The organism is Collinsella aerofaciens (assembly GCF_025289055.1).
In the GTDB taxonomy this organism is placed as follows: Bacteria; Actinomycetota; Coriobacteriia; order Coriobacteriales; family Coriobacteriaceae; genus Collinsella.
This window is the reverse complement of sequence record NZ_JAESIQ010000003.1, coordinates 1-12,452: the sequence shown is the minus strand read 5'-3', so window position 1 is coordinate 12,452 and position 12,452 is coordinate 1. Positions and strand designations below refer to the sequence as shown.

Sequence of the window (12,452 nt, the reverse complement as noted above, 5' to 3'; positions counted from 1 at the left end):
ATGTCAGAACAGTCACCAATTAGCACTTTCGAATCGTTCCGGCAAACATACTGGACCTACTACTTAGCCCTTGAAGATCGTCTCCTGCAGACAGAAAGATGCTGCGCATTCTCGCAGAGGAATACAGAGGCATTTTCAATCGAATACCTCACCTTGCTTTTGTCTACCTGCGGTGAAGTTGACTCGCTGGCAAAAGCTATTGGGACGCACTTCTTTCCTGAGGCAGATCTAAACAAATGCACAATTTCGAAGTGGGGATACTATCTTTGCCAATCTTTCCCAGAGATAGACACGAAAGTCCTCCAATTTAAGAATGGGATGCAATTAAAACCCTTTGATAGCTGGCAACAAACCACAGCAACAAATAAAAAGGGACAAACCATCTATGTAAAAGCGCCAGGCTCAAAGCGCCTCCAATGGTGGGCTGACTACAACACAGTCAAACACTCCAGAGCATCAATCGATCCAGATCGAGGCTTAGCCAATTACGAAAAAGCCAATCAGGGCAACGTCATCAAAGCGATGGGAGCGCTTTTTCTACTCAATAGACTTATGATGCAAATTTTAAATGCCGATGCATACCAAACAATAGAGCGATCGAAGCTTTTCAAGCTATGCAACTCCCCAGATGAGACCGTGACTTTCATTTGTTATGGGAGCAAAGGCGTCCCGCTTCAAATAACACATAAAGCGCCAAGGGCAAGAATTTAGAGAGCAAAGAATGCGATCACGTAAAAACGGAGCTGAAGAAACCAAAATCGGTGACGCATAGTTTCTTTCGCAAATTGACTATCGAAAGCGGAACACGGCCCTCGCCCCGTCATATGATTTCTAGCGGCTAAACAACAAGTCATTGACGAAGGGGCACGGGCCGCGTCTTCGAACATCGTATCAGCCGACGTGGGGTCGCTCGACGTAATGCTCGACGAGGAGGCATCCGGGCTTTTCGGGGCCGAGCGCTACGAGAGGAAAGCGGCCGGGATGCCTACCACAGCGGCCGCTACGCGAGAAGGCTCATCACGGGTGCCGGGGAAATCGAGCCGAGTGTGCCGAAGCTCTGCGGGGCTGCCGCGAGGACGGCGCGCGACGGGTTCGCCGAAACGCTGGCCTGCACGGAATTCCCGTCTGAGCACTGGTGCCGGATCAGGACGAACAACGGGACCGAGCGCATCAAACACGAGATCAGGAGGAGGACGAGGGTCGTCGGGACCTTCCCGGACGGCAATTCGGCCCTCATGCTGGTGACGGCGAGGCTGAAGTACATAGTGGAGCACGAGTGGGGCAAGAGGAGGTACTTGGACATGTCCAAGCTGGAGGGGATGGACGAGCTGAGGGGAAAGGCGGAGGGCTAGAAGAGGACGGGGCCGAGGACGGCTAAATCAATTTGCGAAGGAATCTTGACGGCACCTTCCAATTAATCACTTGTGAGCTATCAGCAAAGTATTAGACCGCGAAGACTTTCTTTATAACGCTGCTTCTTTTTGACAGCGCAATTACGCCGGCGGAGGTTAGGAGAGAAGCTACTACCGTGAAGCAGAACAGCGCTAAATGATTCACATCACTATTCGAGGTCACATCAGATTGTCTACTTCCACAGATCTCAAATACATATAGAGCAATGAACACAATATGGGTGAGGTATATGACGGTGCTCGCCTGCCTCATTCGGGTAAAGATTGGGACTTGGCTCTGAACCCCCCCCCGCATAGACAACAAAACTATCCCGCCGGAGACCAGCGCACAGAAAAGCAGATGCTGATCGCTCGAGATAAGGACGCAACCAAGAGCTCCGATAGCGATAGCCGTCGAGATCGTACTGACACCAATTTTTTTAACCGACTCCAGATTCATTCCAAAGTACATTCCAAGAGCAATATAGAAGAACCCTTCAAATAAGCCATTTCTCGTATTTCCGAACGTTAACGAGTAGATCTTGACGGGTAAAGAGATCGCCACCGGAGCTCCCTCCCACTTAAGGAGCAGCGATAATCCAAAGCCCCCAAGGAGGAACAGGAACGAGGCTCCCAAGATTCTTCGCGAAGACATCCCCTTTCTCAGCATGGCATAAACCAAAATGAAGCCGACAACGCTAGCAAGGAGATACCAAAGCGGCCATGAGAATCTCCCCTCTCCCAGCAAGAAAAAGCCACGAACCTCCAGAACCGCAGCCTTGAGCAGCGAGGTTCCGTCAAGCCAATACCCCAGACAGTCAATGGGTATATATGCTATAAACCAAGCGCAATAAAGCCATACAAATTTACTTATCGTCGACCTCGCGCGACATGAACCAGTCGAGGTGCGATCTTGGAATTGCGCAACACAGAGTCCTCTAAAGCAAAGGAAGGATGATGCAATGAAGAAAAAAGGAACCGAGATGCTTTCAAGCACATTCAGGACTCTTGAGGCGAACGGCGCATCGAATCCATACAACGGGTTAGTGTGAACCGCCACAACCGAAACGGCCATAATCAACTTCAGAAGATCAAGCCATGGGTAAACGGTCTTTTTCATCAGCGCCCCTCCAGTAAAGGCCATCCCTCAATAAGGTAGATTTAAATTAAAATTCTTCTATCAGGATTCGAATCTATATCGACTCAAAATAATGCAAAAGCAGATTCTCCAATTAGGCTCTTTGCCCAACCAATCTGTTTTTCCACCAATCAAGACCGCTGTGGATGGCCTGCACATATCCAAGCCCGGTACGTTTTAGAACATATTGTGGCCAATGCCAATTGTTGTAGCAGAGCTGTGGAATTGCCTGGCCAACTACAAGACCCCAGGCTCCCCAGCTAAAGGCGCCACACAAAACGCAACTTACGCAGATTCCAGCAGCAGTTGATACCAAATACGCTTTGAAGTACGGAATCTCGTTCATGCTAACAATAATGTTGCAAAACAGAGAGTGCTGATTAAGCAGGAAGTAATAGAGGGCAATACCCAGGAACAAAACTGGATCGCAAATGAAATCATGCTTGAAAAGCGTGAGTATCGGCAGGCATGCCGTTACAAGAACTGTAGCGACAATATACATGCACACATAGCAGGAAATACCGCGTTCGACCACCGCCTTCTGAGTCTGCTTGTCATCCCTGACATAGGCAGACTGGAAGGTGGGAAAGCATGAACGTAAATAGGCGCTTGAAATCTGGTGAATCGCCGTCGCGAACTGCAACATAACGGAATACGTACCAGTTTGTTCAAGCCCCAGGAAAGCCGAGCAAAGCAGCGATGTTGCCTGCGTGGCGCCATACCAGGCTAGAGATACGACACCATCGCGCCACGCCACAAACGAAACCGTCTTTAGAACGTCAAGCATTTCGTCCTTAGCAACAGCTGCGGCATCGGATTTAATCCCCTCTTCGACGTCATGATGGCTCCGAAACGTCCTAATCGCAAATAACCTCAGCAAAGTGCTGTAGGCCAAGAAGCCGAGTGCGGCAGCGAGAAGGCTCAAGCCACAAAACAGAAGGACCGCCGTAATAGCAAGCTGCCCAATCCTGGCAAGCGTTTTAGCCCTGTTCTCACCGGCAACGTCTCCAAGCCCACGGAGAAACGTGAGACAGTAAAGAAAATACAAGTTAGTGAAAATGGAAACGACAAACACAATCCATGCAGGCAACGAACCCTCAATTAAAAAAGAATCGGTGACATAAGAAACGTAGAAAGTTCCCAACGTTGCCGCAACAAATAACGCGATGAGACCCAAGACAGCGTATATCGTTTTAGACGTATCAAGAACGACGCGCATCAAGTGCCAGTCAACTTCTCCATCAACAGAAGAATAGTCGCAGCCTTGTTTGGTCAGTTTCTTTGCCCCGCTCAGGCAATAAAGAATGTTGCGGGATAAGGTAGAAGTAAAACCGAATTCAAGCAGCTGCGCAAAACCCGAAATGGCTACGAACACATACCAGAGACCGATTTGAGCACTCGATAAAAAAGATAGGAGTAGCGGCAAGAGCAAAAAGTTACTGCCCATAGACGCGATCGTGCCGACATAATTCCAAATCACATCTCTTTTGGAGACGGTCACTTTCTTGCTTTCGGCCATTTACCCTAATACCTCCGCACAGTAATTTCGTAGCGTCTCGGCCGTTTTGGTCCAGCTACATTCATCAAAATCAATGGAATCAAACAGCCGCTTGGAGTTAGGAGCTCGAAGCAATCCCTCGATCTTATCGGCAACCTCGATCGGGTCCTCGCAGTTTTCCACGACATCGGGTCCCTGAATCGACATCACTTCGGCAATTCCGCAGTTAGTCGAAAGAAGGAGCGAGCATCCGGCCTCAATCGCATCAAGGGCAGAAAGACCAAAGGACTCATGCCTAGAATTCATAACGAATACCGAGCAATCTCGAAGCTCGTTCACAAACTGATCGGAGGCAACTTGGCCCCTATATTCACCGTCAGCCGAGGTCATGAGATTATCTAAGGAAGAGTTATCGGAGTACCGTCGCCCGTACACCCTTAAAGAGCAATCGACACCGCGATCTCTGAGAATCGAGACGGCCTTCGCGACTATTTCGTTGGCCTTAATTGGACGGGTGCCCCCGCTAACAGCAACGATATTTTCACGTTGGCCTTCGAAGCTGCATTGTTTAAACCTTTTGACCCCAAGGCAAACGTGCTTAACCTTATCGGAGCATTCAGGCAGCTGTTTTTTAACAAAGTTTTCCTGGAGGGAAGAATTCGCAACGATCAAATCCGCAGTACGCAAATGTTTAATGATTGCCTTGACAGTTCTATCGCTATATCCGAGACCGTTGATCTCATTCTCAAAAGGGACGTACCCATGATTAAAGCAAATGACAGGTTTACCAAAGGCAGAAAGCACCCGATGCGCAATGATATCCGTCCAACCAGCGCCGCAAGAGACAATCACATCGCTCTTAAGACCCTCAGAAATAGCCTCATATAGCTTGGAGATTTTGCTTTTTGAATATAGCGGCCGTATCGAATCGCAAGAAGGCCAATATTCCACTAATGACTTATGTACATTTGAAGGTCCAGTATTGCCTGTGACCTCACCAATTAGAAGAATCTTCATTGAATGCTTCCTTTAATGTTATGCAAGGGGTTGGAATCAGGTGCTAATGAGACCTTAATTCCGTACCCCCCCCCCGCGCGCTTGAGCAAACCAATGCGAATTAGAAGACGTTTAAGCGATTGTTTGAAATACCTTTTGGGCAAAGACCTTCTTACCGCATCGGTAATTGATCTACCGCATGAAAGGTCCTCGAAGAATCGCGCTCGCGAAGATGGCTTCTCGGAGGGACTCCTCAACTGACCGTTATTCTTAATGGCGGTCTCGATATCAACAGTCATTAACTCAGCACCAGCAAGGTCTATCAGTCGCTGTCCTTTTTGATTCTGGATTAAAACCAGGGAGACACCCCGACGCATTTCTTCGGTAAGATTCGTCCCCCAGGAATCGCCTAATGTAACATCAGAAACTCTTTCAATGCTTGCATACCTGCAGTGATAACAGTTTTCCGTATAGTCCAGCCCCGCCAAGAAAGCTACTGTATACCCATCCAAAACACCGGGCAAATCAATCGTTCGCTCGTTCTCCCTTAGCTGAAAGCTGCCTTTAGAACGAAACTCAATCGACTCAAGCTGATCCATGTCAATCCCATTTTCACTCAGAAATTGACGGAGAATCGCAGGCGAAGGAGTACCGTGGCAAATCAAATCGACCGTATATAAACTCAAAAGAAGCTTATTGCCGACAAAGTTTTTAAGAGAGGCCACTTGGCAAGGCAATCCTACAAATAAGACTTCTTTACCCTCAACCAGCAATTTTTTTATACGAGCGTAAGAGCCAATTGGATTGCTTTTTACGTACTTAGATCCTTTATATTTAACGGCATCCGCGATCGAGCTAGAAAACTCAAACCCAAACTGGCCGTCCCGGAAGCAGCAAGAGCAAACTACTCCGCCGGCAGAAATAAACCCTCGGATAATCGCGGCCGCCAAGCCACCCGATGAGGAGGTTCCCCTGCTCTCCGAGTTAGAATCCCATCCTTGCAACCATTTACTAGGTTTAGAACCCTGAGGCGGATTGCACTGTTGGCATACAGCCGTGCACCTACCGCAATCAATGCATTTGTTCTGATCGATACTGGGGGTATAGTACTCGCGCCTTTCGAGAACAGCGATTGCATCTTTAGGGCAGGCATCGACACATGCCATGCAGCCCGCACACATTTTGTCTTCGCAGATACTTTGCATTCATCTAATCCTTCAACGCGCGATCAAGCCAGGAGAGGCTGCGGCTGCGCTCCCCGTCAAGAACCTCACCAACATGCTGCCAATCGATATCGTCGTCCCAGGCATTGCCTTGGAACGTATCCCAGGCCCTATGCTCTAGGCCAAAGAGCCTAAGAACAGATTTATTTCGCGCGGCATTAGCCTTTGGGAAGATCTCAACAAATGGGGTGCCGAGATTGATACAAAAAGCAGTGCCGTGGAATGAATCCGTGTATACGCAGGATGCATCCCTAAACAGCGCAAGGAAATCCTCCAGGGGCGGAAGAACGACCTGTTTTCCTACCCTTCTCCTAAACGTAGGGCAAACACTTACAATCTCAAGATTGGAGCCAGCGGTCTTATCTTTAACGTACTGCAGCATATCTGAATCAGGATGGAGGTTATAGACGAGGGCGTAGGGCTTTTCAACGGGAGCCTTTTCACTGGCAATCTTGTTCCACTCGGAGCGATTGAGAAGCAGGGTCGGATCCAAAACCTGCTCGGCTTTGAGACCGTAGCTCTCAACGATATCCTTACCTGAATCCTCGCGGACGGAAATGGCATCGTAGCGCTTGAGCCAGCTACCGATTTGCGACTCATATCCCTTTACAACGCCACCACGTCCAAAGCTAGCGGCGTAGGATACGACTTTCTTTCCCTCGACCTTAGAAAGCCCGTCCCAAAAGAATACCGGATCTAGAGAGCCATCGCCAAGTTCATTCCAGACCTGATCGCTGCCAGTCAAATAGATATCTGTGTTAGGTAGCAATGCGTCGATGCTTGTTTCATCACAATGCGGAGAAAGAGTCAGATACTGCTCTCTCATGCTCTTAAAACGCTTCTCACCTGCACCGTACAGCAAACGCCAAACCGTGTTCCTATAGATGCGATGAGGCAGAGACCTACCTTCCGAATAACGCTTCACAAGAGAATCAAGGGTCTCAGCGCATCTCCGATAGTCAACAACAACAGGATCGTACCCCAGGTTTTTAACAACTTCTTGCGTAGCATAAGCCTGGAGGACAGACCCGTAGTTGAGAACGTTATGACGAGTAATAATTGAAACTTTTTTCATTGCATCCCTCTCAAGAAACGGAAAGTGTGTCTCTATTCCGAAATATGGAATAGCTGATTAAAACTAGGAGCGGGTTATAGTCGACAGCCAAAGCAGTCGACTCGCAGAATCCAAATAATGCAACATAGAGAGCAAGGACTATGAGGGACCCATCATCGAAATACTCCTCGGGCGCCCTTGCATAAAGTAGTATTAAACCGATTAATAAAAATGAAGTAGGAACAAACCCGTAATTGATAAGCCAAAGTGCCCAAGCATTATCAATCGTGAGCATGGCATAAGAGGATCCTGTCCAGACCGTAGCCCCAAGAAGCATTGACCCATTACCGAAAGGATGTATCAAATACTGCTCAAATAGATACCACATTGAATAAATACGGTTGCTAAGAGACTCACTAAAAGCCATCAGAATGCCATTAGAAGGAGAAAAGACAAAAAGCAAAATTATCGTTAATAGAAAGGAACCGATAATAAGGCCAAGGCACATCCTTGACATACTGGCCCTAGCAAAAGAATGCCGTCTAATATAACAATAAAATTGGAAACAAATCAGCACCAGAAGGTACAGCTCCGCAGTCCTTGAGTTGGCGACCATCTCAAGGAAAGAAACCGAAGCAACAGTTAAAAGTGCCGAAAGAAAGGGTTCTTTATTCCAACGTAGATAAACAACACACGTACAAATACGAGCCAAAACAGCACCGAGAGCATTTACCTGATTAAAGCCGAGCGAATGGCGCACCCTCGTTTCGCCGGGACGGATTGAATCAATCGAACCGATTGATCCAGAAATCAAACCAAACGCAACGATTAAAAAAACTAGAACAGTTACAGCCAAGACGATCTGCGTCAACCGGCGAACATCAATATCGTTCCCAGCAATAATAAATAAGCAGACAGAAAGGGGTATCCACGACTTAGTAACACCTAAAGTAATTAGCGTTGTAAGAAAAACGACGCCTGAACAAACTAGGGCTTCAGTTGAAAATCGAATACTGAAAAACCGTACTAGGAGCAGGATGAGCATGAGTGCATTGGCGATTTTGCCAATGGTGTCCATCGGGACTCCAAACATGTACACATAATTCGTACGCTCCATTAAATGAAAAAAACAGTACATAGTAAAGGCTGCGTAATAACATGAATCAGCAGCATTTAGCTTCAGGCTTTCCTTGAAATCAGTCATCATTTTTATGAAACAGCCCCTTGAGTAGTTTCAATTAGCTCTGAGGTTAAGCGTTAGCGAAGCAATCCAAGACCTCGGGCCACGCAACAGAACAAGCTGAATGCGCTTTTTCCGAAATAAGAAACAAAGGCCGCAAAGCGCTCACGCGGCCTAGCTTCCCTATCTCTAAGAACGGCCTTTCGATGTAGTGACAGCACCGACCACAACAAATCCTCATCTTGAATTTGCCTCGAATGATTATTTTTAGTTGGAATCTGCGCAAACACCATCCTGCAAACTGAGAAGCAGCGCGAAGCGGCGGCTTTACTTAGGTCCGGATACCAATTACAAATATCGTGGTAGAGCTGATCGGCAATTATCAATGCGGACTCGCCTTTAATGTGTCGATATTCTTGCCTGATAATGCTGTTACTTCTCATGCGATATGCATACAACTCACGGCAATCGACAACGGCAACGGAATCGACCTTGTGAATAATCTTATAGACGCTAGCGAGATCCTCGTAATACAGCCCCTTAGGGAACGGGTCAATGCCCAGTGGCGCCTTTGCGTAAAGGCGCCACTGGGCACCGGTGTCCAGCGTCTGATATAACATCAGACGCTGGACATCGGGCGAAGGCAGTGCCTTCGCAGGCGCCACGGGGTCAAGAGACTCCACCAAAGGGCAAGCATCACCATCATTGAACGGCTTGCCAAATGGAACAGCAGATATCTGACATCCCGTATCGCGGCAGGCGTTAAAAAGAACCTCGATAAAAACAGGAGAAATGTAGTCGTCGCTATCAACGAAGGAAATCCAGTCGCCCTGAGCAATACGCAGCCCTGCATTACGAGCGTCGGAAAGACCGCCATTTTCCTTATGCAAAACGGTGGTACGGTCGTCGATTGCAGCAAGAACATCACAAAGCTCGCCAGAACCATCAGTCGAGCCGTCGTCGACAAGAATGATCTCGATGTTACGATAGCTTTGACGGCAAATGCTATCAAAGCACTCCCGCAGATAAGGCTTAACGTTATATACCGGCACAATCACCGATACCAAGTTACTGTTTGCCATCTAATTCCTTGAGTAGAGATCTAGGTATTTATAAGTCAGCTGCTTGCCTTGCAACTCAATGTTGTAATCAGCGAATTGCCCACTTGAGATAGACAATCGACCCTCATACGAGTACGGCAAGAGTGAATCGATTTCATCGGCCCACACGGCAGGACTATCAATCGGCAAGAACTTGCATTCCCCCGTTACGTCCACTTCACGCGTAATTGCATCGCTCAGCAAACACGGTAAGCCAGACACCTGTGCCTCGACGCCGACGAGGCACAGGCCTTCGTAAAGGCTTGGCAGAACGAACGCATCAAACGCCTGGTACAAACGATTGACATCGCTTCTTTGTCCCAGAAACTTAACGCGATCGGTAAGACCGCGTTCGTCCACCAAGGCCTTTACGGAGGCCCCGGCTTCGCCGGTACCGACAAGCAACAGGACGGCATCGTCGCGGCGCTTTGCGACCTCAGTAAAAACATCGATCAAAAACGCATGGTTCTTCTGAGCAGTAAAACGCCCCACATGCCCAATGGCAAACTGGTTGCCGACGAGGCCCAGGTCGGCTCGCGCTTGCGCGCGAGCCTCCGCATTGAAGCGGAAGCGATCCAAATCAATTGCGTTGTATACGACCTCAAAGTGCGAAGCTATACCAAAAAGCCATTCACCAGCGAATTGACTACATGCAAATCGATGTGTTGGATACCGATTCGATTGCGTTTTCAGCACGGCCTTCAGGGCATTCTTGGCATACTCCCCCTTACCACTCGTAGAATGGCTATGGGCGATACGCACGGGGACGCCCGCCTTCTTCGCGGCACGAAGTGGAAAGACCGAAAGCGCGTTGATGTGACTGTGGACAATCTTCCAGCCCTCTTGCTTAAAGAGACGCTGAAGCTCTCGCTGGTATTCAACAACATGCTGATAGGGCGGAATCTCGAAGACCCTGCCACCGAGCGATTCAATCTCCTCGCGGGGAACAAGCGTCGAATCGGAATCGATAAGGAAATCAAACTGCACTTTGCTACGATCAATATGACAGTAGTAATTCATGACGACGGCCTCAACGCCGCCGCCATTCATTTTTCCGACTATCTGTGCGACACGAATTGGATTAGCCATCTAACGCCCCGTCCTCTTCTTGCCGAACATGGCGCCAAAGGTGCCAGTAAAGCATTTCCAGTCCATGCTGAAGCATCGGTTGCGCACGTAATGAAGCTCAATCTTTTGGCGCAGGCCGCTCTCGAAGGTCGCAGCGTTACGGTCAGTCGCCTGCCAAAGGCCCGTAATGCCGGGCTGAACGGAGAGCAGTTCGGCCTTTTCTTCATCAGAAAAGTGCTGCTCAAGTTCGTCTCTTGTAATTGGGCGCGGTCCGATGACGGAAAGATCACCGTTCAGCACATTCAGGAACTGCGGTATCTCGTCAATCGAGCACTTACGGATAAACTGGCCGATTTTGGTAATGCGAGGATCATCATCGACCTTGCGCTCGACTTCCCACTGATGTAGCTGCTCAGAGCTCAGATACTTCTGTACATTGCCAGCGTCGGCGACCATGCTGCGAAGCTTAAAGATCTTGATGGTCTTTCCGCCCTTGCCAACGCGCTCCTGCGCATACACAGGGCTACCCGAAGACTCGAGGCGGATGAGCACGCATACAACGGCAACAGGAATGAACAGCACCATACTCACACAAAGGCTGAAAACAAAATCAAACAATCTCTTCAAAAAACGGTAAGCCAACGTACCGCTCGGTTGTATCTCCCGAACCGCCAGTGCATTCCCAACAGACGCACCGCATTCAGTCACTTCTTTGGTAGTCAAGTTCAAATCCACGTCCATGTCCCCAGGGGTCCCCCAATCGATGAATTCAAAATACGAACGAATTGCCAATGCGACGTCCCCTTACGTCTTACTGGGCACGTCTAACGGAAGCAGCTCCCTAAAAGCGGAGTCGCCTTCGCCTACGTCTACCAGGCACCAGCGCTTATGACGGTCGATCTTCTTTACACGGGCCTCTTGCCCCACCAAGGGCCCTTGCTCTATATGCAGCACGCCGTCTGCTATGCGGGCTACGCTGTTGCGCACCACGCCGTCGTCGTCGAGCACGCTGCGATACCAGTCCTGCGCATCGTCCGGCATGGGCATGTACGCCCGCTCCCTACTGCCGGCAATGCGACAACCAAAGCTCAACTGGGCTAAAGCCTTGTCGAGCATGGCGGCATCGCGCGTGGCGACGAAGAAGTATTCCTTGTACATAGGTTTGGTTTGGAGCGACCAGGCGCCGTCCCGCTTAAACCAGAACTCCTTTTGCATCACAAAAGCGTCCTGCATCAGCTCGTGCGGGATAATGCGGCGGACCTTTTCGCAGGTCTCGCGCTCTTTACCATGGGGGGTGTGGACCAGATACCAGCGCACGCGGCCGTGCTGGCTGTTGGTGGTGGCGCCGCTAAAGGCGCCCGGCAGCTGCTCTTGGCGCCGCATTGTCTGCTCCATCTCTCGCCCCCTTTTCTTGCTCCGCGACGCACGCGGATGCAAGGGCGTTAAGAACAGACTTCTCGCTCGCAGCTAGGCGCAGTCGCAAAAGTACAGGTTTTTGTAGAGGGGTATGGAGATGCACCCATTGGTTGATTTTCAATCTCAACGCAACAGCCTGAACGGACCCCGCGTTTCCGCAGCTAGCGCAACGCGGAACTAGCTCCCGGCACCTGGCCGTCGCCTCGTTTCCGCAGGTGGAGAGGCTATGGAGGCCGGCGTCCCCACCCTGCCGCGGCATGCTCCGCCAGCCCGCTGCGCGGCCGTTCCGGACTCAGCGCAACGGGCCCTCCGGCCCATGTCCCGGCGCGCCGGCTATCCCGCCAGCGGCCCCTCGCCCCTCGCGGCCCTGGCCCTGTCGATGCAGCCG

General features: G+C 49.8%; 11 protein-coding genes and 1 pseudogene. 2 read left to right on the top strand and 10 right to left on the bottom strand.

The window, feature by feature from the left end; translation table 11 throughout:
* Both JMJ97_RS01510 and JMJ97_RS01505 read left to right on the top strand, forming a co-directional pair.
* Entirely contained in the window at positions 1-711 is a 711-nt protein-coding gene (locus tag JMJ97_RS01510; RefSeq protein WP_260698914.1) for a hypothetical protein, read from the top strand.
* Positions 712-1,067: 356 nt separating this feature from the next.
* Positions 1,068-1,352, top strand: a pseudogene (locus tag JMJ97_RS01505) (transposase); the annotation flags it as partial.
* Between the two features lie 91 nt (positions 1,353-1,443).
* On the opposite strand, the gene JMJ97_RS01500 reads toward JMJ97_RS01505, so the two are convergent.
* From JMJ97_RS01500 to JMJ97_RS01455, 10 genes are all read right to left on the bottom strand, one after another.
* Entirely contained in the window at positions 1,444-2,511 is a 1,068-nt protein-coding gene (locus JMJ97_RS01500; protein WP_260698913.1) for an acyltransferase family protein, read from the bottom strand.
* Positions 2,512-2,623: 112 nt separating this feature from the next.
* Positions 2,624-4,048: an O-unit flippase-like protein gene (gene wzx / locus JMJ97_RS01495; protein WP_260698912.1), complete on the bottom strand. Its 1,425-nt coding sequence runs from the start codon at positions 4,046-4,048 to the stop codon at positions 2,624-2,626.
* On the bottom strand, positions 4,049-5,044 hold the full coding sequence (locus JMJ97_RS01490) for a glycosyltransferase family 4 protein (RefSeq protein WP_260698911.1): 996 nt from the start codon (positions 5,042-5,044) through the stop codon (positions 4,049-4,051).
* Positions 5,041-6,228, bottom strand: a complete 1,188-nt coding sequence (locus JMJ97_RS01485) for a Coenzyme F420 hydrogenase/dehydrogenase, beta subunit C-terminal domain (RefSeq protein ID WP_260698910.1) — start codon at positions 6,226-6,228, stop codon at positions 5,041-5,043. The genes JMJ97_RS01490 and JMJ97_RS01485 overlap by 4 nt, the downstream gene beginning before the upstream one ends.
* A 4-nt stretch (positions 6,229-6,232) precedes the next feature.
* A complete protein-coding gene (locus JMJ97_RS01480; RefSeq protein WP_260698909.1) occupies positions 6,233-7,321 on the bottom strand; it encodes a polysaccharide pyruvyl transferase family protein in 1,089 nt (362 codons plus the stop codon).
* Positions 7,322-7,331: 10 nt separating this feature from the next.
* Complete coding sequence (locus JMJ97_RS01475; RefSeq protein WP_260698908.1) at positions 7,332-8,378, bottom strand: hypothetical protein; 1,047 nt, start codon at positions 8,376-8,378, stop codon at positions 7,332-7,334.
* A gap of 179 nt (positions 8,379-8,557) precedes the next feature.
* Complete coding sequence (locus tag JMJ97_RS01470; protein ID WP_260698907.1) at positions 8,558-9,562, bottom strand: glycosyltransferase family 2 protein; 1,005 nt, start codon at positions 9,560-9,562, stop codon at positions 8,558-8,560.
* Positions 9,563-10,669 (bottom strand): glycosyltransferase family 1 protein, encoded by a 1,107-nt coding sequence (locus JMJ97_RS01465; protein WP_260698906.1) that lies wholly within the window; start codon positions 10,667-10,669, stop codon positions 9,563-9,565.
* On the bottom strand, positions 10,670-11,440 hold the full coding sequence (locus JMJ97_RS01460) for a sugar transferase (protein WP_260698905.1): 771 nt from the start codon (positions 11,438-11,440) through the stop codon (positions 10,670-10,672). It lies immediately after the preceding gene.
* A 12-nt stretch (positions 11,441-11,452) separates the two neighbouring features.
* The gene (locus JMJ97_RS01455) at positions 11,453-12,043 is read right to left on the bottom strand and encodes a hypothetical protein (RefSeq protein WP_260698904.1); all 591 of its coding nucleotides are present in this window, start codon (positions 12,041-12,043) and stop codon (positions 11,453-11,455) included.
* Positions 12,044-12,452 lie beyond the last annotated feature (409 nt).